This window comes from Desulfonema magnum (assembly GCF_017377395.1).
Lineage (GTDB): Bacteria > Desulfobacterota > Desulfobacteria > Desulfobacterales > 4be13 > Desulfonema_C > Desulfonema_C magnum.
This window is the reverse complement of record NZ_CP061800.1, coordinates 5,841,296-5,864,606: the sequence shown is the minus strand read 5'-3', so window position 1 is coordinate 5,864,606 and position 23,311 is coordinate 5,841,296. Positions and strand designations below refer to the sequence as shown.

Sequence of the window (23,311 nt, the reverse complement as noted above, 5' to 3'; positions counted from 1 at the left end):
CAATATTATATCTCCTTCTCGCTCTGAGGCAACATCACGAGGCGTGCGAAAATTTTATTTTCGCAACCCCTGACACTGACGGGTTTTTGCGAAAATAAAATTTTCGCACGCCTTTATGACTCGCTCTGTAATTGTGTTAGCGAATACTAACCTGATAAGAAATGATATACGCCTCTGTTATAAACGTGTCAACAGATCTTTTGCCACTTTTTCGCCTGACAGGAGCATTCCGCCGAAAATCGGTCCCATGCGGGGGCCGCCGAATGTCGCATTCGCTGCCATTCCAGCCACATACAACCCCGGAAAAACTTCTTTGGTATTGTCAAGGGTCAGTGTTTCCGCCTTATCTGACCACATTGATTTTTCTCCTTCAACCTTGCCATCAGGGGTGTCCAGCTTTCCCGGAACTTTTTTATGCACAACTCGGACCACGTTTGTATCATGGCCTGTCGCGTCAATCACAAAATTTGACCGCATTGCCAGCGGATCAATATGAAGACCCGCCATTTCAACCGGGGACCAATTCAATACCAGTCCGATGACCCTGTCTGGGCGCATCATAACATCCTCGGCAGTCATACAGTTAAAAATGGTGAGACCTGCCTGAACCGCCTTGGCCGTGAGTGACGCGGTGGTCTCGACTGAGTCTGAAGTATAGTAGTTATCCTCATATTTTTGATAACGCACTCCGAATTCATCAAAAATATGTACGGCAGCCTCCTGAACAACGATCTCATTAAACATCATGCCTCCGCCCCACATGCCTCCGCCGATGCTCAGTTTTCGCTCAAACAGCGCCACTTTTTTTCCAGCTTTCGCGAGATAATAGCCTGCAACCAGTCCGGATGGTCCTCCGCCGACAATGGCGACATCTGTTTCAAGATTATCTTTAAGTTTGGCATAAAAACGATCAATAATCGCTTTTGTGATAATGACTTCATTTAACTCCATGATTGATTCTCCTTTTTTAAAAAAAAATGTCTCTCACTCCGGAGAGGCGAACTGTAAGTTTCAGCAGATCGAAATTTCTTTTCCGGAGTGCAAAAATAAAGCGAAGCGATTTTTTGCATTCTGCTGCTCCGGAGTGGCAGACTGTCACTTTCAGCGGATCGAATTCTCTTTTCCGGAGTGCAAAAATAAAGCGAAGCGATTTTTTGCATTCTGCTGCTCCGGAGTGGCAGACTGTCACTTTCAGCGGATCGAATTCTCTTTTCCGGAGTGCAAAAATTAAACGAAGCGGTTTTTTGCATTCTGCTGCTCCGGAGTGGCAAACTGTAACTTTCAGAAAATCGAATTTTCTTTCCGGAGTGCAAAAATAAAGCAAAGCGATTTTTTGCATTCTGCTGCTCCGGAGTGGCAAACTGTAACTTTCAGAAAATCGAATTTTCTTTCCGGAGTGCAAAAAACCGCTTTGCTTAATTTTTGCACTCCGGATTTATGCAAAAAACCGCTTCGCTCTATTTTTGCACTCCGGATTTATGCAAAAAACCGCTTTGCTTAATTTTTGCACTCCGGATTTATGCAAAAAACCGCTTTGCTTAATTTTTGCACTCCGGATTTATGCAAAAAACCGCTTTGCTTAATTTTTGCACTCCGGATTTATGCAAAAAACCGCTTCGCTCTGTTTTTGCACTCCGGATTTATGCAAAAAACCGCTTCGCTCTGTTTTTGCACTCCGGATTTATGCAAAAAACCGCTTCGCTCTGTTTTTGCACTCCGGATTTATGCAAAAAACCGCTTCGCTCTGTTTTTGCACTCCGGATTTATGCAAAAAACCGCTTCGCTCTGTTTTTGCACTCCGGATTTATGCAAAAAACCGCTTCGCTCTGTTTTTGCACTCCGGATTTATGCAAAAAACCGCTTCGCTCTGTTTTTGCACTCCGGATTTATGCAAAAAACCGCTTCGCTCTGTTTTTGCACTCCGGATTTATGCAAAAAACCGCTTCGCTCTGTTTTTGCACTCCGGATTTATGCAAAAAACCGCTTCGCTCTGTTTTTGCACTCCGGATTTATGCAAAAAACCGCTTCGCTCTGTTTTTGCACTCCGGATAATTTAATCGTCCGGTTTCAAAGTAATTGCGGCCTCTCCGTTGTTCATCGTCATATCTTTGTCCGCTTTATCGCACACCATTCTCCGCACATGGAGCATGGTTTTTCTTCATCTTCTTTCATTTCGCATTGTTCGAGGTAGTTGGAAAACTTGGTCTGATCAATGGCCACCTTTTTCTGGGCTTCCCAGTCAAAATTTTTTCTTGCTACGGATATGTTGAGATTTCTCTGGATTTCATATGGTTTTTTTCGGCTGAGATCAACGGCCGCACATGCTATTCTTGACGCGATAACGCCCTCCCGCACATCATCAATCGTGGGCAAACGCAGATGTTCAGCCGGGGTTACATAGCAAAGAAAATCAGCCCCGTAAAAAGCAGCCAGCGCGCCGCCGATGGCCCCGGCAATGTGATCATATCCGGCTGCATAGTCTGTTACCAGCGGGCCCAGTACATAGAAAGGTGCGCCGTCACATATGGCTTTCTGCTTTCTGACATTTTCCTCAATCAGATGCAGGGGCACATGCCCGGGACCTTCAACCATGACCTGCACATTCGCGGCTTTGCATTGCTGAACCAGCTCACCTAAGACTTCCAGTTCTCCGAACTGGGCTTCGTCATTCGCGTCGGCCGTACACCCCGGGCGCAAACCGTCCCCTAAAGACATTGTGATATCATATTCCCTGGCGATATCTAATATCTCATCAAAATGTTCATATAAAAAGTTCTCCTTCCCATGATGGCGCATCCATTGGACAAGAATCGAGCCGCCCCGGCTGACAACACCGACGACTCGTTTTTCTGTCAGGGGAATATGTTTTTTTAACAATCCTGAATGGATCGTCATAAAGTCAACATTCTCCTGCGCCTGTTTTTCCATGATTTTTAAAAAATGCCCGATGGTGAGCTGATCCGCGCTGTCTAATCCGATCATGGCTTCATAAATGGGGACAGTGCCGAGGGTGATGTTAATTTCCTCAGTAATTTTTTTTCTGAAGCCGCTGATATCTCCACTGATGGACAAATCCATTACCGCGTCCGCACCGCTGTCAACCGCGGCCCTGACTTTGTCAGTTTCATCGTCAAAATCACAGCGGTTTGGCGAAGTCCCGATATTGGCGTTTACTTTGATCCGGGTTCCCTTTCCGATAGCAATGGGATCAAAGCCTTTGTGCTGATTGTTACGGGGGATGACAATGTGCCCGTCAAGGACACCACTGATAATCTCCTCCTGGCTCATGCCCTCATGTTTCACAATGTTATGAATACAATCAGGGATAATATTCTTTTTCAATTCGTCAATTATGGTACTCATTTTGGTCCTCTTCCGTCAGGGTGTTAGGTGTTAGGTGGGGTGATGAAAATGTTTCCAAGGCTCTGAAAAAGCTGATCCCGTTTTTGTTCCCCTCATTTTTTAACTGCCTGATTTTTAAGTCATAAAAAATTTGCGGAATAAAAATGGGATCGCAATTGTCAGCCCGGTTTGTGACATTTTCATCACCCCAGGTGTTAGGTGTTAGGTGTTGCAAGAAATGAGAACAGGCGTGGAAATGAGACCCCTAAAAAAAACAGGCAAAGCTTAAGGAATGCTTTACCTGTTTCGATGTATCCGGCTCGGTGTTTCCTTACGCTGGCATTATCCAGTTCAAGTAAAGGGTATGATCTCAGTCCTTGGTTTCTACGGACACCCCTAACACTCAATTTTATTGAATTTATAAAACTGTAACAATCTTTGATGAACCTGTCAATAAATTTTAATGAGGGAATTTCAAAAAAAACAGACCGCATGTATTTATCCTGTTTAGGGATTTTCGGTAGTGTTCCAAAACCGGAGCTAAAAATTTTAAATCTTTGAATCAATTAATCAATTCGATAAATATCGGATAAAGTCCGCTTTTGGAACACCACCAAAAAATCTGATTTTTAGCATCAGGCATAAAGCGGAGAATCAGAAATTATAACCTCAAAATCAGGAATTTCCTGATTGAAAAACTGATAGGGGGATGATATTTGAGTTTTAATTTGTAAAGGTTGGGAAGGAGCTTCGCGTGTGAAAGCTTGTTCTGGGCCGCGAATGAGATCATTCTTCCCGGTAACAATTATTTATTTCGTTTACGCTGAAGGAGGTCTTAGATATGGCTGGAATGAAAAAATTCATGGTGGTTCATAGGGATCCCAACATTAGCTGGGACAGTGTCCAGGAAAACTGGGTAAAACTGGCCAATATTAAATCGGCCAGATGGATACGCACCTGTTTTAACAAAGAGCAAGGTGTGCGCTATTGTGTGTGGCTATCCCCGGACGAAGATAAACTGGAGTCAATTTTTAAAGAACTTGAGGTATCTTGGGAATCTATGCTGGAGGTTGAAGAGACGGTTCCGGATCTCTGGGGTGCGAAATGGGAAGAGCATCTTGCTGCTGAAGCAAAAGCTGATACGCTGGGCTTCTGATAGGCCCCCGACGATAAAACAGCTTTGATATGTAATTTTCCCGATTTGCTTCCGTCATCTTCGGATGGCGGAAGTTTAAGCAGAAAAACCTTACAGAATAAGGGGTTATAAGGTTCTCTCAGGATTTTTCTGATTGAAAAATCGGATCACGACTTTTCTCAAAAAATCTGAGCAACTTTTTCCGGAGGATTTCTATCAGTTCGGGAAACAGCTCAGTTCGAAGCAATCTGACGCTGTAATACTTCACGGGTATCTTTCAGCGTGGCTTTTGAAAGCATCTCTTTCGCGTGTTTTTCCGCGTCAGACAGATTCAGATGGGAAATTCTGTCCTGCAATACAGGTAAAAACTGCGGATCAACACTGATTCTGCGTACTCCGATACCAAGCAGAAACGGAATGTACTCCAGTTCATGGGCCATCTCACCGCAGATAGAAATATCCTTGTCTTTTTCTGTCACTGCCCTGACAATCTGTGCAAGTCCTCTCAGAACAGAAGGATGATAGGGCCGGTAATAATCAGCGACTTTTTCATTTCCTCTGTCAACGCCAATCATATACTGCACAAAATCGTTCGTTCCGATGGAAAAAAAATCCGCCTCGGTGGTAAACTCACGGATAATTCCCATAACCGAAGGAACTTCAATCATTATCCCCGTAGCCGGGCCCGGATGATGGGGCGCGTATTCCTGTTTAAGAGAAGTGATGGAATCAAGAACCGCCTGCTTTGCTTCCCGGAATTCGTCCAGAGATGAAATCATCGGAAACAGGATCCGCACATTCTCAGCTTCTGCTGATGCCCGCAGAATGGCCCGAAGCTGCTGTTCGAAAATATTCCGATGACTGAGGGAAAAACGAATAGATCGGAGCCCGAGTTCCGGATTTGAACCGGCTGTCGGATTTGAGTACGCGAGCATCTTGTCTCCGCCGATATCCAGTGTTCGAATAGTGACTTCCTGTCCTGCCATTTCGTCAAACAACCGCTTGTAAACAAGATATTGTTCTTCTTCGGAGGGAAAGCTCGAGCGAATGAGAAACGGGAATTCGGTTCGGTAAAGTCCGACTCCCTCGGCTTTCAGTTCGCGGGCAATGCCCAGCTCACTGAGCAGGTTGATATTGGCTAAAAGATGAACGCGAACACCGTCGCTTGTCCGGGTCAGCGGAGACATGACACTTTTGGCGGAGCGCGTTGCTTTCAGGGTAGTCTTCTGCTTTTCAAACTGTTGGATAATTTGTTCCGTGGGACACACATAAATATTTCCGATCTCACCGTCCATTAAGACCAGCGTTCCTTCCGGAAGGTTCAGGAGTTGGGACAGATCAGCGATGACCAACGGAATTTTCAGGGACCGACAGAGGATGGAAACGTGCGATGTTACGCCGCCGCTGACAAGTATAATGCCTTTCACATCCTCAGACGCCAGTTTCAGTACTTCTGACGGATACAGTTCCTTTGCGATGACTATTCTGCTCTCCCATATGTTCGGATTCTCGGCAGACCAGTTGTAAAGATTCTTAAGTATGCGGCCTGCCAAATCTTCCACATCATTGACCTTTTCACGAATGTATTCGTTTGAACTTGATGAAAATATGTCAATGTAATGTCGGGCCACTTCTTTCACTGCCCTGGGGGGGGAAATACCATCTATGATATGCTGGACAATTTTATTGATGAACTGGGCATCTTTTAAAATCATGAAATGTGCGTCAAAAATCAGTGACGCACTTTCAAGCAGTTGCTCTGCAAGACGGCTCTGGAATTCTATGAGTTGCTCAGAAGTTTTCCGGACTGCCCTGTTAAAATCCTCCAGCGAATACACGCCGTCAGACTCAGACTCATCGGAAAGCAGTTTTCCATGGCTTCTGTTAAATATTGTTGAAGGCGCAAACGCATATCCGCCCGAGGCAGAGCGACCTTTAATGAACCGGAGGCTTTCAAAAATGTCGGCATCGGACGAAGAAGATAATGGTTTGGCATCCCGATGACGAAGGTCTATCATGAGTCTTGCGTTTTCAATGGTTCCGGCAAGCTGAGACGCCAGCGCACGTAGAATCACCGTATCTATTTCGCTAAAAAAATCCTGATCTTCATGTTGGACCACAAGGACACCGATTTTTCGGGATCCCCTGAGAATCGGTACAGACAGAAAAGATTCAAACCGATCTTCTTCTGCTTCTTTAAAGTATTTAAAATTCGGATTCAGACTTGCACATGCCTCGCGAATCGGCCGGAGCTGCTCAAAGGTGTTTCCAACAAGACCTTTTCCGCGTTTCATCCGGATTTTGCCAACAGCTTCGGGATTCAGTCCGAGGGTTGCCTTTAATACAAGTTCTTTTGACTTTTCTTTGTACAAGTAAATTGAACACACATCCGCGTTCAGATACTGGGAAACCATTGTCACTGTACTTTGAAGAAAACTTTCAATATTCGAACTTTCTGTCAGCAGAGCTGAAAGATCACCAATATCACAAAGAAGATTGAAACGGTCACGAACTTTTCTCATCATAATACTTGATTATCCTTAATTATATAGTTTTTTTAAGAAAATGTCTGTTCGTTAAAGCTGGGTGGGTGAAACAAAACGGAACCCGGCGTATCTGATTTGACTGAGGGAGAGTGTGATCAGGAACAATGGCCGCCGAAAATTAAAAATTAACATATCGTGTAAGTTAAAGCAAGGTTGGTCGGATGTCAAAAAAAAAGAACAATGTCAGCAGCATCAGACTTATCCGATGGTCTGACTGAAATCATTTCTGACAACAGCGCACACCGTGGTTTCGGCTTTTTTCACTCTCATCAGAAATAATACAGAAGCGGCAACATATCCCCGGGATAAATATCCGAAAGAAAAAAAATTAGTTTTTTTCTTGACAAGAATATTATTTTTGCCATATTTTTCCGGATTTATAACAATACAGTTGTGCTGATGCCCATAATTTCTTATTGTATTAAAAATGGCTTATAAAAAAAATTTCTGTCCCGTGATCTTTTCTATAAGTCATTCTTGTCGTTATGTTCTTTTCTCTGCTGAGAGAAGAATTTTTAAAATTAAAATCACTAAAAAATTTACTAAGGATAAACCATGACAAAAGCAAAAAATGTGGAAGAATATATTGCTATGCAAAGGGCTGCCATTGCTTCAAACCCCGAATGCGGGACATCCCATTATAATTTGGCTGTGGCATTAATCGGACAGAAAAAATATGATGAAGCCGAAGCTGAACTCCATGACGCGGTCGGATGCAGTCCCACCCTTGCCGAAGCCTATACCCAGTTAGGTGGCCTCTGCCTGCGACAAGGGGACCTGGAAGGCTGTCTGAAATACAATCAGCAGGCTATCCACTCAAGAGCCGGATTTTCCGAAGGCCATGGAAACATAGGGTTTGTATATCTTCAAATGGGAAAAGTTGACGAAGCGATCCCCGCGCTTGAAAAAGCTGTGAGATGGAATCCCAATTTTATTCAGGCTTATACCAGCCTGGCAAATGCCTATCTGATGAAAGGCATGACAGATAAAAGCATTGAAACCAATCTGAAAGTCCTTGAGCTTGAACCGAATTTTCCCATTGTCCACAATAATCTGGCTATCGCATATCTTGAAAATGGGGAATACAGTATGGCAGCAGAGCATTGTGACAAAGCTGTTGAACTGGGTTATGACGTTGCCCCGGAAATTTTAAAGGAAATCGAAAGCCACCGATAGAATATGCCACATAAACCTCAAGTCAGATATTTCCTGTATCATTCAGATACCCCTGTGCAGGAAGACGATAACGCGTGGAAATCTCTTCTTCCTGTGAGCAGAAATCCCTCCGGGGACCCGGCAGAGGTTTCTGTGAGCTACGGAGACTATTTCTGTGCCATCTGTTCTTTCCTGGAAAAAGACCGATTTGAAATGATGGCGTGGGCAGCTTCCCAACGCATCCGTGAGGAAATCAGACCGGAACAACTTGAAAAAATAGATGTTTATCTGGAAAAACACGGGGAATTTTATCATCCGGCCAGAATTGAAATTCTTGCAAACGGATATCATTTGGCCTTTGTGGTGAATATCGCAATTTCCGACGCGGGCAAAGACTGTATCAAAAAAGAATATCGCCTTCTGAAACAGCTGAATAATAATTTCCCATACTTATTTTTGCCGAAGATTTATGATCAGACGGATGTCCGGATAAACAGCAGTCTTACTGTTCCCATGTTTATAGGGGAATGGTTTGAAGGCTATAATGAATTCCATCTTTCATATGATCAGGCAGATAAAAAAAATAAAATCCGTGTGTGGGACACTGACCACGATCATTTTTTCCTGTCACCGGCCCAGGCAAAGGACCTTTACAAACAAGCGGCTATGATCCTGGCCGCTTATTATGATATTGAAACATTTGAACAAATATATCCCTGGCACCATGCTGCCGGGGATTTTGTTGTGAAATTGCATGAAAACAATGACATTGAATTAAAACTCATCACTGTAAGGCAGTACACCTCGCTTGTTAAAAATGATAACCCGGATACAGAATCTGTATTACAGGCAATGCTGCTGTTTCTTCTGAACCTTTCAATTCGGATGCGCCTTGACAGGCTGGATGGCGTGGGGGATATCGTGTGGGCCGATGATATCGCGGCAGAGGGAACGCTGAACGGCTTTTTTATGGCGATGACCACGCGGTTTCCGGAATCGCTGGTCGCAGGTTTTCGGAAATATCTCTTATCCTGTACGGAAACAGACCTTGCGGATTTATCAGAAGCCATAGTTAATACTTATGACCCGATGGCTCCTGAAGTTCCTGTAATAAAAAAACATTTGAAAAAACATGCGGCAGCCTTACATCATGCCATAACCCATAGCTAAATTGGGAATTGAAAATTGAAAATTGAAGGCTTCAATTCTTTGTTCTTAATATGTTAGGACGTTGTGAATTTCGGCCCAGCCGCCCCGACACCAATGTCAGGACTGAAAAACATAAGACTAAATCCGCCTGCATAGTGTGTTTCAGTATGCTTTAGCTTTTAGTCAGGATATTTCCCGGCTTGTTTTTTTGCTTTCACCCGGGAGATTGATTTGCAGGCTTGTTTTGTTCTTGACAAAAAATAAGATTAACTTTATAGTGCCTCCTTTTAAAATGATTGTAGGGGTACATCAGATAAGATAGTTTTAAAAAAGCCTCAGCAGTTCTATGTGTGAAGGTGATTTTTCGTTATATTACTGTAGTCAGGATGGTTAATTAAAAAAAAAATGATGGAGGTAAAAGATGGCAAAACATGAAACCCCGTTGTTGAGTCAGTTGGAAACAGGGCCTTGGCCAAGTTTCGTGTCTGATATTAAGCGGGAAGCCGAATCAAGGGCGAAGAATGAAAAAGGGATAGACTATCAGATCCCCGTGGATGCTTGTGAAGACCTTTTGGGAGTACTTGAGCTTTCTTACAAGCATGGCAGAACCCATTGGAAACACGGCGGTATCGTCGGTGTTTTCGGTTACGGCGGTGGTGTTATCGGAAGATACTGCGACCAGCCTGAACAATTCCCGGGCGTTGCTCATTTCCATACCATGCGTGTTTCCCAGCCGGCAGGTAAATTTTATACCACCGAATATCTGAAGGGCCTTTGTGACCTGTGGGAATTCCGCGGAAGTGGTATCACCAATATGCACGGTTCCACCGGAGATATTATTTTTATTGGGACGACAACCCCTCAGTTGGAAGAAGTTTTTTATGAACTGACCCATACCTTTAACCAGGATCTTGGCGGTTCCGGTTCCAACCTCCGGACACCGTCGGACTGCGTGGGTCAGGCCCGTTGTGAGTTTGCATGTTACGACACCCAGGCCATCTGCCATGAACTCACCAATTATTATCAGGATGAGCTTCACCGTCCCGCGTTCCCGTATAAATTTAAATTTAAATTTGACGGATGTCCCAACTGCTGTGTTGCTTCAATTGCACGGTCAGATTTATCCTTTATCGGTACCTGGCGGGATGAAATCCGTATTGATGCGGAAGCAGTCAAAGCCTATGTCGGCGGTGAACTGAAACCCAATGGCGGCGCTCATGCGGGTCGTGACTGGGGTGCATTTGATATTCAGAAAGAAGTTGTTGATCTCTGTCCCACCAAATGTATGCGCTATGCGGACGGAAAACTTGAAATTAACAACAAAGAATGTACCCGCTGTATGCACTGCATCAATGTCATGCCCAGAGCACTGAGAATCGGTAATGACAGAGGTGTCACCATTCTGGCAGGTGCCAAGGCTCCGATCCTGGACGGTGCTCAGATGGGAACACTGATCGTTCCGTTTATGAAAGCTGAGGCTCCTTACGATGACATCAAAGAGAAGGTCATTGAGCCGATATGGGACTGGTGGATGGAAGAAGGAAAGAACCGTGAGCGTCTCGGCGAACTGATGAAACGTCAGGGCCTGCAGAGAATGATTGAGGTATTGGGCGTTGATCCGGATCCGAGGATGGTTCAGGAACCCAGGTCAAATCCGTACATCTTCTGGAAAGAAGACGAAGTTGAAGGCGGATGGAAACGTGACATCAATGAATTCAGGAAATATCATAAGAGATAACAGGGAGGGGTAATCACCATGGCATTTGTATCATCAGGTTATAATCCTGAAAAACCGATGGAAAACAGAATCACTGACATCGGACCGAGACATTTTGAAGAATTTTATCCCCCGGCAGTCAAGGCGAACAAGGGGAAATGGCTGTATCATGAAATTCTGGAACCGGGCGTCCTTGTCCATGTTTCAGAAACCGGTGACGAACTTTACACGGTAAGAACCGGCGGTTGCCGTCTTATGAGTGTGTCCCATATCCGTGAAATCTGTGAAATTGCTGACAAACACTGCGGCGGATATGTACGATTCACCACCCGTAACAACATTGAATTCATGGTTGATTCCAAGGACAAGGTCAAACCTTTGGTGGACGATCTGATGAGCCGGAAGCAGGATGGCGGATGTTACAAGTTTCCTGTTGGCGGAACGGGTGCCGGTATCACCAACATCATCCATACCCAGGGATGGATTCATTGTCATACACCGGCCACAGACGCATCCGGCCCTGTAAAAGCCACCATGGACGTTTTGTTTGATGACTTCAGAGACATGAGACTGCCTGCTCATCTTCGTGTTTCCCTTGCATGCTGTCTGAACATGTGCGGTGCTGTTCATTGTTCTGATATCGCTATTCTCGGATACCATCGTAAGCCGCCTATGTTGGATCATGAATATCTGGACAAAATGTGTGAAATTCCGCTGGCAATTGCCGCCTGTCCCACAGCAGCCATCAAGCCGTCCAAGATCAAATTGGACAACGGAACAGAGGTAAAGAGTGTTGCTGTAAATGAAGAAAGATGTATGTTCTGCGGTAACTGCTACACCATGTGTCCCTCCATGCCGCTGGCTGATGATGTCGGTGACGGTATCGTTATCATGGCAGGTGGTAAGGTTTCCAACAGAATCACCGCTCCCAAGTTCTCCAAAGTCGTTGTTGCATTTATTCCGAACGAACCGCCGCGTTGGCCCAAGGTTACAGATACGATCAAACAGATCGTCGAAGCTTATGCAAAGGGTGCCAACAAGTATGAGCGTCTCGGGGAATGGGCAGAACGGATCGGATGGGAAAGATTCTTTGAAGCTTGTGAACTTGACTTCACCCATCATCTGATTGATGATTTCCGTGATCCTGCATATTATACATGGCGTCAGACATCGAACTTTAAGTTCTAAATAAGATCAGGACTTCCGAAGTTTTAAAAACTTCGGAAGTCTTTTATGAAAAAGGGGTTGAAAAATGGATTACGAGGAAGCAAAAGTAAAAATAACAGAGCAGCTTACAAAGAAGTTGAAGACAAAAAGTAAGTTTTATTTTAATGACTTGGCTAAGATTCTGGAGATGAAGCCGAGAGAGGCCAAAAAGATAGTCAACAAACTGGTGGAAAATGGTGTTCTTGAGTATTGGTCAAGCGGAAGCACCTCAATGTACGGAATGCCGGGCACCGGTAAGCAGGCTTCAGCCGAGCATGAGGATTAATTTTTTTTCTCTTATTCAGGAGTCAGAGAGCATGCTTTTCGGAGTGCAAAAGCGGGGCTTTTGCATCTGTGTGAGGCAGAAGCCCGGCTTTTGCACTCCGGATCAGGTTTTATCCCTCTGTACTCCTGAATTTTGTTTGTCTTTCCTGAAATCTCCGATCCTGTTTTTCAGGGACGCTGATTCTTCCCTTTCATAATTGTTCCAGGCCCCCACAAAAATTATTCCAAGCCCCCACAAACAGAGTTCTGCTTTCTGCAAATTTTAAAAATCCTGCTGATTATAACGAAGTTAGATGATTTGCAACCCCTTTAAATTACTGAGTTATAAAAAACGGTGAATTGTCCGATCCGGACATATCTGCTCTTTCGATTACACATCCGAAAAAATTAGCCACAAAGCCACAAAGACACAAAGGAACCGCAAAGAGACTTCGTGAAACTTTGCGCCTTCGTGGCAAAAAAACGGGTGATCCCGCCTTTTATCCGAAAAGATCAGCCACAGAAAAGGAAAGCGCAGAGAGACTTCGTGAAACTTTGCGCCTTCGTGGCTTCGTGGCAAAAAAAACGAAGGTGGGACATACCCGGAAAACCGGCCTGAAACCTTTCTTTAATTTACACATCTTTGATTTACAAAAAATAGTTTGCATTTAAATTATATGTATGCTAATTAGTATTGACAAATGCCCATGCTATATAAGGAGGAAGCCATGCCATTTAAAGATTGTATATGTTTTCAATTAGGTAAAACATTACGCCAGATAACAAAAGCATATCGTAATGAAATTAATTCTTATAAGCTGACTCACGGTCAATTCTTTATGGTCGTAGCGGTCATGGAGGAGGAAGGGCTACTGCCCAGCGAACTTGCGGTCAAAACCTCACAAGACCGCTCAACCACAACGGGGCTTCTTGATCGCCTGGAAAAAGACGGATGGATTGAAAGAAGACCGGATGACAAAGATCGCCGTTCTTTGCGAATATATCTCACACCCTACGGAAAGCATCACAGAGAGTCTGTTTTAAAAATTTTCGAAGAAACCAATCATAATTTTATCAATCGTTTTACTCAGGATGAGTGGTTTCAGATGCAGAATTTCCTTAACCGATTGGAACGACAACAGAAAAACATCTGATTGCGTTCGGACATGATCATTGGCTAAAATATAACATTTACAGATAGTTAAATAGGAGTAATGACATGCCGGAGTTAAATCCCGAACACATAAAGTCAGTCATCGAGGCGATAAACAAAGGCCCCTTTTTTATGTATATGTCAATGAGGGTCACGGAATTGGATATCGGATTTGCAAAGGTTGTAATGAATATTGCAGAAACACATATGAACCCGTTCGGCGGACTTCATGGAGGTGCGTATGCTTCTGTAATCGACACAGCCGCCTATTGGTCTGCTTATTGTGATCTGCCGGAAAAACATGGACTGGTTTCAATTGACATAAAAATTGACTTTCTGTCAGCTGTTACGGGTCAAAAGGTTATCGTTATAGGAAATAGAATAAAATCAGGAAGATCAATATATCTTGCCGAAGCAAAGATGACGGATGAAAATGGGAAGCTGCTTGGCTACGGAACATCCAAACTCATGGTGACCCGCAATAAGCAGACCATTAATGATGCTGTCAAGTATGTTTGTGCGGACAAGTTACCTTGTAAATATACAGCTATTTAAAATAGTTATATTAGAACTTTGAAATTTTTGAAAATATGCCAATCGGAGGAATCAAAATGACGTATAATATCTTAGGAATTTCAGGCAGTCCTGTCAAAGAAGGCAATGTTGAAAATTTTCTTCAAAAAATGATTGAAAGTGTTGCTGATGAAAATTTTTACTCTGAGATAATTAATCTTTCTGAAACTGAAATTAAGGAATGTTTGCACTGTAATTTCTGTTTATCCAAACAAAAACCCGGGAGATACTGTTCTATAAATGATGAGGCTCAGGCGATATTTGAAAAGGCTGAACAGGCAGATATAATCATTTTGGCGAGTCCCGTATATCTTATGCGGACAAGTGCCAAAATGGCAGCTTTAATAGACAGACTTCGGGTTTTTATTTTTGGAAATTTGGTAAAAGGAGGACTGAGGAACAAAATTGGTGTAAGTGCCGCAGTCTCATGGCTGAGACATGGCGGTGTTGAAACCACCCACTTGTCTCATATATATGCCTTTATGACATTGGAAATGATTCCGGTCAGTGTTCACAAAGGAATAAGTACGCTTGGCGCATCAGCTGTTGCAAGCAAAAACGGGGCAGGCGTTTTTGATCCGTCAGTAAGATTGGGAATTGAAGAAGATGCTCCTGGTCTTGATTCAGCAAATCAAATAATGAAAAGAGCTGTTGAGCTGGTTAAACTCATAAAAAAAAACGAGGAATAATTTGAATTAGGAGCGAACATAAAAAGATTGCGGACAGTAATGTTAGGTTCAGAAATTTTGTAAGACTACCTAAAAAACTACCGTGCTTCCTATTCCCGAATATCTGGAATAGTGCATTGATATTTACGATAACGTATTTGTTTCAATCGTTCGGACAGGCTTTATAACAAATTGATTTTATAAAATTTAACGCTTTTCGATTCAAAAAAATACATTCTTTGTTTTCAGCAGGTTATATTTTTATACTCTTAATTCTCAAAATCTGTCCGAACCATTGTGTTTAATTGTGGGAATCAAGCTTTTTTGTTATTGATATTCTGTAGATAAAAATTCAATGTTCAAATTTTTTGACTTGGTTCGGATAAAAAGCCTGCCATTCCCGCGAAAGCAGGAATCCGTTTTCGGCCGATGCGGCGCTTCCGGAAACTGTGGATTCCTGCTTTCGCAGGAATGACAAAAAAAATTTGAACATCGAGTAAAAAATAATGCAAAATAAAGGCGTCCATTGATTTTTTGTATAGTCTGAGAATATTGAAAGATCATTATGAAATCCTACTTGAGGAGAACAAATAAATGATACATGCACTAACCCATCAATATCCCAGTCAATATGAATCCCATATCAAACTTAATAATGGTGAAGACGTATTTCTGAGACCAATCGCAAAGTCAGATCGTTATCTCATTGTCGATTTATTCAACAAAATGTCTCCTCAATCTGTTTATCTTCGTTTCCTACATCGTTTCAAAACTCTTCCTGAAAGTATGATCAATCGGCTCATTGACATTAATTATCATACAAATTTTGCTCTTGCCGCTACTGTCAGAGAAAATGGAAAAGATGCAATTATTGCAGTCGGGCGTTACGGATATGATCATGATGAAGGCATTATTGATCTGGCTATTGCAGTTCGCGATGACTGGCAACAAATCGGCCTTGGCGAAACAATGCTCATAAAAGTTATCAATATTGCAAAAGATCATGGTATTTCACACTTTACAAGTATGATAGCCCCGGAGAACAATGTTATCAAAAAACTTTTGAGAAAACTTGGCCATAAGGTGAAATATTATTTCCAGAATGGTTTTTATAAAGTTGAAATTGTTGTATAATATTTTACAGAACCTGATTTTTTCCATTGCTCATCTTTTCTGAAAAAACAAAATTCGGGGGAGACAATACTTATTTCCTGACAAAGAAAAGCTCGAAATAAAATTGAGAGCGAATAAATAAGTCTTGTCTCCCCCGAATTTTGTCTCCCCGAATTTGTCCTCCGAATTTTCCGAGGGATGGCGTTTCCCATGGTAAATGATAAACCGTCTGATCCAGTCCACATAGGCGTTTTCAGTGTGGACTGAGTAATGTTTTTTCCGCATGACATCGCGTATGTGGTTAAGCAGTTCGCTCATAGTCAGCCGTTTTTTTCTTGCATTGTTTTGAAATGTATCCTATATAAATTTTAGGATAACTTTTTCTGTGATAAATTGCAACAAAATAAACTGACAGATTGTCCATACAGATAACTTCTTTAATTAATTATGAATATACGCAGAAATCTGAAACCGGGTCAGAAGGGCACAAAAAAACTGGCCGAGATATACGGAGACAGTCTTGTCTGTGTCCGGTACCGGTATGATGAAAAAAGAAAAAAGCGGCTTAAAACGATTGAAATTATTATTGATGAGGCAGACTGGGAGCCGCAGAAAAAAAAATCTGTGACAGACACGCTGATCGTCGGGATCAGGACAGAACTTGGGGAAACAAAGCTTCGGAGCAAGGTGAGAAATGCGGGCGGAAAATGGGACCGGACCAGGAAATTATGGGTGATTTCCTACACAAAAGCCGCGGGTCCGGGACTTGAAGACCGGATTGCGGAAGTAATTGTTTCCTGATGATAATTAAATCTGACCGTAACGGAGTCAGAAGAGGTTAAATATTCTGAATTTATTGAATTATAAAATGAAAAATCTGCCCGTTCCGGGGTTCCGGGAATCAGAAATTCGGGATATCTGTCTCTTTGAAAAGTGCCGTTTTCCGGGAATGCCCGTCCGGATTCCTGTAAAAACGGAAAGTTGCGGGCGGCCTTCCGAAATCAGAGCCTCCCCCGGATCCGTTATAATCAGAATTAAAATGACGCGGAAACCGTAAAAGTTTCCACTTTCAGAAACTTTGTATGGTCGGAGCAGAAAAACAAAGAAGTGTCTATATATAGAAACTCTGAAGGTTTCCATATACAGACACCTTAAAGTTTCCATATTTAGACACTTTGTATGGTCAGGGCAGGAAAAAGGGAAAGGTTTCCAGATACAGACACCCCGAAAGTTTCTATATTCAGAAACTTGTTTCCATATATGGAAACCTGGTTTCTATATATGGAAACCTCGTTTTCCTGATAATCCAAGGTTAGCCCCTTAACCAATTAATATTAGTCAGAAATGGGAGATATAAAATGGACAGAATCACAGCAAATCCGAAAATTCTCGGCGGAAAACCGATTATCAGAGGAACAAGAATCTCGGTGGAGTTTATTCTGGAACTGCTCGCATCCGGTGTGAGTGATGATGAGATACTCATGGATTACTCCCATCTTAGGAAAGAGGACATATATGCCTGCCTCAGATACGCTGTCAGCTCTTTGAAAAACGAAATATATCTCGAACTGGAAGCCGCCGCATGAAATTCCGCTCTCTGAAAATGCTGGCAGACGAGAACATTTCGCCAAGAGTGGTGTCTTTTCTCAGAGAGAAAGGAACAGATGTGGCTGACGCAAAGGAAAGAAAATGGCACGGCAGAGAGGACGAATATCTTCTGGAAAAGGCGTATTCGGAGAGCCGTTTCATCCTCACCCACGATTCCGAATTCGGAACCCTGGCGATTAACGAAGGGAAAAAGTGTTACGGAATCATATATCTGAGACTGAGAAATTCGAAAGTTCCGAATGTCATCAGAGCGCTTGGGAATCTTCTTTCTCTTGAAACCGAATTTCAGGCGGGCAGTCTTATTGTGGTTGACAACGCCAGAATCAGAATACGTCTCCCTGAAAAAACCTTGTGAACAGAGAAAGAAATCAGGGGCTAACCAATCATTGCAGCGGACGGCGGGGGCTGCCTCTCAACGGAAGGTCTCAGCAAATCCCCCGCCGCCGCTGAATTCAATCGTTAGGTTTTTTTCAGCATAGCATCATTTTAGCAGCACAGCGTTGATGAGCGATAAACTGCTCACTTGTAAACTCACAAAAACAAAGCTCACAAAGTAAAAGTAACAGTTATAAAATTCTTTTTTGCATACCATAAAAATTTTTTACTTATTATAATCTTTAAAAATTTGAAGAGGTTGTTATGCCGCAGATGACAGTTGACATATCGGTTGGCAATGTGGCTGAAATTATTCAGTCCATGAACACGCAGGAGATTGAAACTCTGTATCTTCTTCTCACAGAGGAGGGGAAGGAACTGCTGGAACGGAAAAAAGACCTTGAACTCGGAAGAGTCAGATTTCTTACGCGGGAAGAGGTTTTTGACATATGATGTACAGAGATGAATATCATCCGCAGATTAAAAAGGATTTGAAAAAACTCAGTCCGAATTTGCGGGAAGCTATTATAACAGAGCATATTCCGGCAATTCTTTCAAATCCGGAAAAAGGCGAACTGCTTGCCGGAGACCTGGGCGGCATATTTTCTTATCATCTGAAATTTGTCAGACAGTAATATCGGATTGCCTATGTTGCTGATGAAAATACAAAAACGGTATCCGTGCTGATGATTGGCAAGCGGGGTGAATTTTACAGACTGCTGAAAAGAAGAATAAAAACCTAACCCGGCGTTGCAGCGGGTGCGACATGAAGTCGCTGATTTGATTGTTGATTTCGTTCCTCTTTATAAGGAACGAAAGTTCAACCTGTCGTGTTGCCGAGAGTTTCTTACTCCGGCATGCGTCTCTGGTAACGGAGGGGTGTGAGAGCCCGGAGGACAATGTAGCCCTTGCGTCGCAAGACGCAGAAGAACGAACCGTGAGGGGAGATCAACTCTGGCAGCATCGCAAGCCGGATGGGAACTAGGAAAGACAATATGCGTAACATATGTGAATCGCCGATAAACGTCGTGAACGCACGACAGGCTAAAGATGCTGACAAGCCTGAACCAAAAGGTGAGGGGTATGGTCAGTGCGGTCCGCTGTCGCACTGCGCAGCCTGCGATTCCCCCGGCGGATAGGCGGACGCTAAGTCGTCATGGTCAGATCATGCGGAACATGGTAAGCCCGTATCTCTCCTCCGCAGAGAGGTAGGGAGCCGTAAGGCGTACCGAAGGAGATGCGGGTAAAGGATGTCGGAGGAAGCGAAAGCCGTGTTGTAATGATGCGGATAGCGGTTCGGACTTTGCCGCAGCCCGAAAGGGCGCAGACTTCCGACAGGTGGCGGATCACGGGAAAGATTACGAAAGGTTTCACCGCAGGCAGCACGGACAGACAATGGTTCGCCCATTGACGGCGCTGCGGACGGGAAACCGCAGACCGAGTAAGAATCCGTACCGTGAAGTCGGCGGAGAAAGTTTTCCGCCGGCGGGTGCTTCACGGCGCCTTACAGTTGCCTGAGCCGTATGCGGGGAAACTTGCTCGTGCGGTTCTTAGGGGGCTTGGGGATGGCAACATCCCCCGGCTACCCGGCTTAAGCCTCACGGCAGGGAAGAAAGGGGTCAGGTTACAATGTCGGATCACAAAGTGATCGGTTTCTCGCATATTTCGGAGGAGGAGAGGTGATCTGCGACGGCGACGCGTGTATCATAGCGGGTTCTGAGGCGAAGATGAAAGATTACGTCTCCCGCATGAACCTGAAAGGCAGCCCGGCAATAAAGAGGACCCGCTTCGGAGAGATAAAAAAGGGTCTCGGACTCGGAGCGGCATACTGCTTCGACGAGGAGTCATACGGCCGTTTTTATCCGTCTGCGCAAAAGGCGGGGATAAAAGCCGGGCCGGAGGATTTTTCAGGGGAGACGCCGACGGGCCTTCATTTCGTGAGGGTCGGAAAAATGTCAGTGTCGGGGAACTGAAAGGGAGGAACGTGCGATGAGACTTCCCGAAGACCTTGAAAGAAAACATGTCATATCGGAACTGAGGAGGGAGGGGTTTTTCCCGGGAGGATGCGAACCTCCGCTGCCGGTGCCGGCATCTCCGGCGGAAATCCGTCCGGACATCGGCGAACTTTGTCCGCCGGGATTTCCGGCGCATCCCGTGTCTCCGTTTCCGGGACACGGCGTTTTGCATACGGACGGAAATGCCGGGGAGACGTCTCCGGAGCGTCCGGCATGGGAGGTTGCGGACATCTTCCGCCTTCACGGGGAGGAACACCGTGAGAGACCATAGGTGTAAAGTTAAGGAACTGCTGAATTGTAAAAATATCCTTTTATAACATATGGTTGTTGTTTAAATAAAATGCAAGAAATGCCGTGTCGCAAATTACTTTTTCATTGCATCTCTCAGCACATGCTGATATTCCGGACTGTGTGAAAAAAACAAAATATCCGACAATCTCATAAGATCATATTTGGGAGGACTGTGCAATGATAAATAAACAGATTAAAATTGATGTCAGAACAGTTAAAAAGTTTTTCAAAAAAGGAAAGATCAGAAAAATAGCTGAAAAAACCGGTTTCATAAAGAGAAAACGGAAATTGGACGCATTCGAATTTTTCATATCGCTGACTTTCGGTTCGCTGACAACGACCACAATAACTCTGGGTGCCATAGCGGAAAATCTGTCCGAATGTATTTCAAGGGCGGGAATAAATGACCGTTTTAATCAGTATGCCATTGATTTTCTGACAGAAGTTTTTTCATTTTTTTTCAGAACGGCGACTGAAAACGGACATAATATCAATATTGACGTATTAAATCAGTTCGGCAGAGTGAATATTATTGACAGTTCGTCATGGGAGCTGCCCCCGGGCCTGAAATCCGCATTTCCGGGATATAACATTGCGGGTTGCAAAGTTCAGTTAATGTATGATTACAAAACCGGAGTGATTCAGCTGTTTGATATAAAAAAACAAACGTGTAACGATCAGAGTTATTCGAAGACACTGGGCGATCAGATCAGCGCGGATGATCTGCTTATTTTCGATCTGGGATATTCAATTGCGGACATGCTGAAAATAACTGATGACAAAGAAGCCTTTTTCATATCCCGTTTTAATTATTCCGGAATCGGTCTGTATATAAAGAAAGGGGAAGAATATGAGAGAATCGGAATCTCGGAGATATTGAAAAAGCTGAACGGCAATGAGACAATATTTGAATTCGAATGTTATACGGGAAACAAAGAGAAAAAGATAAAGATACGCTTTTTCGCAGTCAGAGTTCCGGAAGAAGTTGCAAACAAAAAACGGAGAAAAATGTGTCAGAATGCCAAAAAGAAAGGAAGAACCCCCAAGAAAGAATCACTGCGACTGTGTGAGTGGAACTTTATGATGACAAATATTCCTGCTGAGAAAACGGAGGATGTGAGAACCATCCTTGCATTTTATCCGATCAGATGGTCTGTGGAATTATTTTTCAAACAGTTTAAATCGGTATTGAACATTCATAAAACAGAAGTAAGAAACAATGAGGACAGGCTCAGGTGCGAAGTATTGGGAAAAGCGATAGTTGTGATGTTCATATCCTACTGTTATTCGAATGCCAGATCAGAGGCATGGCGGATACTCGGCGAAGAGGTAAGTATTGACAAGACAGTGAAATATTTCAGAAGAAACATAGCCGGTCTGACAGTGCTGCTTTCGGATTCTGCTGACAAAGCGGCAAAACATGTCAGGAAAATGATAGCAAAAATAACTGACACATGCCGGAAAGAGAGGCAGAAAAGCAGAAAAAACTCCCTTGATGTACTTATCGACGGAGCAGTTCTTGAAAACTATAAATATGTAAAGGTAAACCTCTCGGAACTCGGGCAGCCGGGTAAAGGCATGCCTCTGTCTTTCCGTCTTTTCAATCTGATAAATGTGAATTTATTTTTTGAAATCATACCGTTAGCAGGTTAGTTAAGTATCCTTAACTTTACACCTATGCGTGAGAGACACCCCCTCACGCCGCGGCAGCGGAAGGTGATGTCCGACATTGAAAACTGCCGAACGGGCGAGTTCGGATTTCATGCGGAGGTGTGCGGGGAATGCGGCCACACGGAGATATCGTACAACTCCTGTCACAACCGTCACTGCCCGAAATGCCAGGGCATTGCGAAACGCAGATGGGTGAACGCCCGCATCGGACAGCTTCTTCCCATACCTTATTATCACGTCGTGTTCACCCTTCCGAACATGATATTTCCGCTGTGCCATTATAATCAGGCGATTATATACGATCTCCTTATCACCTGTGCGGCGGAGACGCTGAAAGCGTTCGGAAAGGATCCGAAATGGCTCGGAGCGGAGATCGGATTTTACGGAATACTTCACACATGGGGTCAGACCTTATGCACGCACCTTCACATTCACTTTGTCGTGACCGGCGGAGGCCTGAACGAACACGGAGAATGGGTGGGTCCGAAGTGCGGAGGAAAATTCCTGTTCCCGGTGTGCGCCCTTTCGAAGGTGTTCCGGGGAAAGTTTGTCGGCGGACTGAAAAAGGCGTATTATGACGGAGAACTGACCGTGCCGGATGAGAGGGCGGAACTGACGGAGCCGGAGGGATTTGAGAAATGGCTGAACAGCCTTGCCGCCCGCAGATGGGTCGTATATGCGAAAGCCCCGTTCGCCGGGCCGGAGGAGGTGGTAAGATACATCGGAAGATACACGCACCGTGTCGCCATAGGCAGTCACCGCATAATTTCCGTTGAAAACGGACAGGTCACGTTCTCATACAAAGATTACAAAGACAAAGGACACAGGAAGGAGATGACCCTGACGGCGGACGAGTTCATCCGCCGCTTTCTCCTTCACGTCCTGCCGTCCGGGTTTCACCGGATCCGCCATTACGGAATCCTCGCCAACGGGAGGGCCGCAAAAAACACGGAGATGATCCGTGAGATGCTGAGATCGGAAGATGACACCGGCGACGGGACACCCGCACCGGAGCCGGGAGATGAATTCACGAATATCCGCCCCGTCTGCGGCAACGGGAAAATGATCTGCGTTCTCATCGTTCATCCGTATTACAGGATCAGCCGCACGCATCTTCTTCCGCCGCATCTCACAGGCGGGGAGGCGTATGAGGACACATCATAATACAAATGACGTAAGAATGTATAATATAGTATGTCACATCTTACCGAAATAAAATATCATGTTCCGTGTTCGGAAACGGAAGTCACGGGGCGGAGGTGTGTCCTGAGAACGGAACCGGCATAAAAAAAGGGGAGATCATGTCATCCGGAAGACATAATTTTCAGAA

27 protein-coding genes and 1 riboswitch are annotated in these 23,311 nt (G+C 44.1%); of the genes, 21 read left to right on the top strand and 6 right to left on the bottom strand.

Annotation, left to right across the window (positions count from 1 at the left end; genetic code table 11):
- Positions 1-177 precede the first annotated feature (177 nt).
- Both dnm_RS22480 and dnm_RS22475 read right to left on the bottom strand, forming a co-directional pair.
- Positions 178-951: a sulfide-dependent adenosine diphosphate thiazole synthase gene (locus tag dnm_RS22480; RefSeq protein ID WP_207679133.1), complete on the bottom strand. Its 774-nt coding sequence runs from the start codon at positions 949-951 to the stop codon at positions 178-180.
- Between the two features lie 16 nt (positions 952-967).
- The gene (locus tag dnm_RS22475; protein ID WP_207679132.1) at positions 968-1,339 is read right to left on the bottom strand and encodes a hypothetical protein; all 372 of its coding nucleotides are present in this window, start codon (positions 1,337-1,339) and stop codon (positions 968-970) included.
- 221 nt (positions 1,340-1,560) lie between these two features.
- Between dnm_RS22475 and dnm_RS22470 the strand changes: the two genes are divergently transcribed.
- Positions 1,561-2,052: a hypothetical protein gene (locus tag dnm_RS22470; RefSeq protein WP_207679131.1), complete on the top strand. Its 492-nt coding sequence runs from the start codon at positions 1,561-1,563 to the stop codon at positions 2,050-2,052.
- A gap of 48 nt (positions 2,053-2,100) precedes the next feature.
- Here the strand turns inward: dnm_RS22470 and thiC are convergent, their stop codons facing one another.
- Positions 2,101-3,363: a phosphomethylpyrimidine synthase ThiC gene (gene thiC / locus dnm_RS22465; RefSeq protein ID WP_207679130.1), complete on the bottom strand. Its 1,263-nt coding sequence runs from the start codon at positions 3,361-3,363 to the stop codon at positions 2,101-2,103.
- A 290-nt stretch (positions 3,364-3,653) separates the two neighbouring features.
- Positions 3,654-3,750, bottom strand: a riboswitch (TPP riboswitch).
- A 433-nt stretch (positions 3,751-4,183) separates the two neighbouring features.
- Here thiC and dnm_RS22460 point away from each other — a divergent pair.
- Positions 4,184-4,498: a nickel-binding protein gene (locus dnm_RS22460; protein WP_207679129.1), complete on the top strand. Its 315-nt coding sequence runs from the start codon at positions 4,184-4,186 to the stop codon at positions 4,496-4,498.
- 212 nt (positions 4,499-4,710) lie between these two features.
- On the opposite strand, the gene ptsP is transcribed toward dnm_RS22460, so the two are convergent.
- Positions 4,711-7,002 carry a phosphoenolpyruvate--protein phosphotransferase gene (ptsP, locus tag dnm_RS22455; protein WP_207679128.1) on the bottom strand — a complete coding sequence of 764 codons (2,292 nt, stop codon included), beginning with the start codon at positions 7,000-7,002 and terminating at the stop codon, positions 4,711-4,713.
- 576 nt (positions 7,003-7,578) lie between these two features.
- Between ptsP and dnm_RS22450 the strand changes: the two genes are divergently transcribed.
- From dnm_RS22450 to dnm_RS22410, 9 genes are all read left to right on the top strand, one after another.
- On the top strand, positions 7,579-8,199 hold the full coding sequence (locus dnm_RS22450; RefSeq protein WP_207679127.1) for a tetratricopeptide repeat protein: 621 nt from the start codon (positions 7,579-7,581) through the stop codon (positions 8,197-8,199).
- 3 nt (positions 8,200-8,202) lie between these two features.
- A complete protein-coding gene (locus tag dnm_RS22445; RefSeq protein WP_207679126.1) occupies positions 8,203-9,348 on the top strand; it encodes a hypothetical protein in 1,146 nt (381 codons plus the stop codon).
- A 400-nt stretch (positions 9,349-9,748) separates the two neighbouring features.
- Positions 9,749-11,065 carry a dissimilatory-type sulfite reductase subunit alpha gene (dsrA, locus tag dnm_RS22440; protein WP_207679125.1) on the top strand — a complete coding sequence of 439 codons (1,317 nt, stop codon included), beginning with the start codon at positions 9,749-9,751 and terminating at the stop codon, positions 11,063-11,065.
- An 18-nt stretch (positions 11,066-11,083) separates the two neighbouring features.
- On the top strand, positions 11,084-12,232 hold the full coding sequence (gene dsrB, locus dnm_RS22435) for a dissimilatory-type sulfite reductase subunit beta (protein WP_207679124.1): 1,149 nt from the start codon (positions 11,084-11,086) through the stop codon (positions 12,230-12,232).
- Between the two features lie 64 nt (positions 12,233-12,296).
- Entirely contained in the window at positions 12,297-12,536 is a 240-nt protein-coding gene (locus dnm_RS22430) for a dissimilatory sulfite reductase D family protein (RefSeq protein WP_207679123.1), read from the top strand.
- Between the two features lie 706 nt (positions 12,537-13,242).
- Entirely contained in the window at positions 13,243-13,668 is a 426-nt protein-coding gene (locus tag dnm_RS22425; protein ID WP_207679122.1) for a MarR family winged helix-turn-helix transcriptional regulator, read from the top strand.
- Positions 13,669-13,733: 65 nt separating this feature from the next.
- Entirely contained in the window at positions 13,734-14,222 is a 489-nt protein-coding gene (locus dnm_RS22420; RefSeq protein ID WP_207679121.1) for a PaaI family thioesterase, read from the top strand.
- Positions 14,223-14,278: 56 nt separating this feature from the next.
- The gene (locus dnm_RS22415) at positions 14,279-14,929 is read left to right on the top strand and encodes a flavodoxin family protein (protein ID WP_207679120.1); all 651 of its coding nucleotides are present in this window, start codon (positions 14,279-14,281) and stop codon (positions 14,927-14,929) included.
- Positions 14,930-15,502: 573 nt separating this feature from the next.
- The gene (locus tag dnm_RS22410) at positions 15,503-16,042 is read left to right on the top strand and encodes a GNAT family N-acetyltransferase (protein WP_207679119.1); all 540 of its coding nucleotides are present in this window, start codon (positions 15,503-15,505) and stop codon (positions 16,040-16,042) included.
- A 30-nt stretch (positions 16,043-16,072) separates the two neighbouring features.
- Here dnm_RS22410 and dnm_RS31685 read toward each other — a convergent pair whose 3' ends face one another.
- The gene (locus dnm_RS31685; protein WP_207679118.1) at positions 16,073-16,339 is read right to left on the bottom strand and encodes a phage integrase N-terminal SAM-like domain-containing protein; all 267 of its coding nucleotides are present in this window, start codon (positions 16,337-16,339) and stop codon (positions 16,073-16,075) included.
- A gap of 129 nt (positions 16,340-16,468) precedes the next feature.
- Here dnm_RS31685 and dnm_RS22400 point away from each other — a divergent pair, with 129 nt between their 5' ends.
- The 6 genes from dnm_RS22400 to dnm_RS22375 all read left to right on the top strand — a co-directional run bounded on the left by dnm_RS22400 (position 16,469) and on the right by dnm_RS22375 (position 19,143).
- A complete protein-coding gene (locus tag dnm_RS22400) occupies positions 16,469-16,822 on the top strand; it encodes a hypothetical protein (protein ID WP_207679117.1) in 354 nt (117 codons plus the stop codon).
- Between the two features lie 557 nt (positions 16,823-17,379).
- On the top strand, positions 17,380-17,607 hold the full coding sequence (locus dnm_RS22395; protein ID WP_207679116.1) for a DUF433 domain-containing protein: 228 nt from the start codon (positions 17,380-17,382) through the stop codon (positions 17,605-17,607).
- Positions 17,604-17,984: a DUF5615 family PIN-like protein gene (locus tag dnm_RS22390; protein ID WP_207679115.1), complete on the top strand. Its 381-nt coding sequence runs from the start codon at positions 17,604-17,606 to the stop codon at positions 17,982-17,984. The genes dnm_RS22395 and dnm_RS22390 overlap by 4 nt, the downstream gene beginning before the upstream one ends.
- Before the next feature lie 284 nt (positions 17,985-18,268).
- On the top strand, positions 18,269-18,457 hold the full coding sequence (locus dnm_RS22385) for a hypothetical protein (RefSeq protein ID WP_207679114.1): 189 nt from the start codon (positions 18,269-18,271) through the stop codon (positions 18,455-18,457).
- Entirely contained in the window at positions 18,454-18,639 is a 186-nt protein-coding gene (locus dnm_RS22380) for a type II toxin-antitoxin system RelE/ParE family toxin (RefSeq protein WP_207679113.1), read from the top strand. The genes dnm_RS22385 and dnm_RS22380 overlap by 4 nt, the downstream gene beginning before the upstream one ends.
- Positions 18,640-18,999: 360 nt before the next feature.
- On the top strand, positions 19,000-19,143 hold the full coding sequence (locus tag dnm_RS22375) for a hypothetical protein (protein WP_207679112.1): 144 nt from the start codon (positions 19,000-19,002) through the stop codon (positions 19,141-19,143).
- 7 nt (positions 19,144-19,150) lie between these two features.
- Here the strand turns inward: dnm_RS22375 and dnm_RS22370 are convergent, their stop codons facing one another.
- Positions 19,151-19,378, bottom strand: a complete 228-nt coding sequence (locus dnm_RS22370; RefSeq protein ID WP_207679111.1) for a hypothetical protein — start codon at positions 19,376-19,378, stop codon at positions 19,151-19,153.
- Between the two features lie 353 nt (positions 19,379-19,731).
- On the opposite strand from dnm_RS22370, the gene dnm_RS22365 reads away from it, so the two are divergent.
- From dnm_RS22365 to dnm_RS22350, 4 genes are all read left to right on the top strand, one after another.
- Positions 19,732-19,977 (top strand): hypothetical protein, encoded by a 246-nt coding sequence (locus tag dnm_RS22365; protein ID WP_207678899.1) that lies wholly within the window; start codon positions 19,732-19,734, stop codon positions 19,975-19,977.
- 16 nt (positions 19,978-19,993) lie between these two features.
- Positions 19,994-20,290, top strand: a complete 297-nt coding sequence (locus dnm_RS22360; RefSeq protein WP_207679110.1) for a hypothetical protein — start codon at positions 19,994-19,996, stop codon at positions 20,288-20,290.
- Positions 20,291-20,487: 197 nt separating this feature from the next.
- On the top strand, positions 20,488-21,963 hold the full coding sequence (locus dnm_RS22355) for an IS4 family transposase (protein ID WP_207679109.1): 1,476 nt from the start codon (positions 20,488-20,490) through the stop codon (positions 21,961-21,963).
- A 24-nt stretch (positions 21,964-21,987) separates the two neighbouring features.
- Positions 21,988-23,145: an IS91 family transposase gene (locus dnm_RS22350; protein WP_276571823.1), complete on the top strand. Its 1,158-nt coding sequence runs from the start codon at positions 21,988-21,990 to the stop codon at positions 23,143-23,145.
- Positions 23,146-23,311 lie beyond the last annotated feature (166 nt).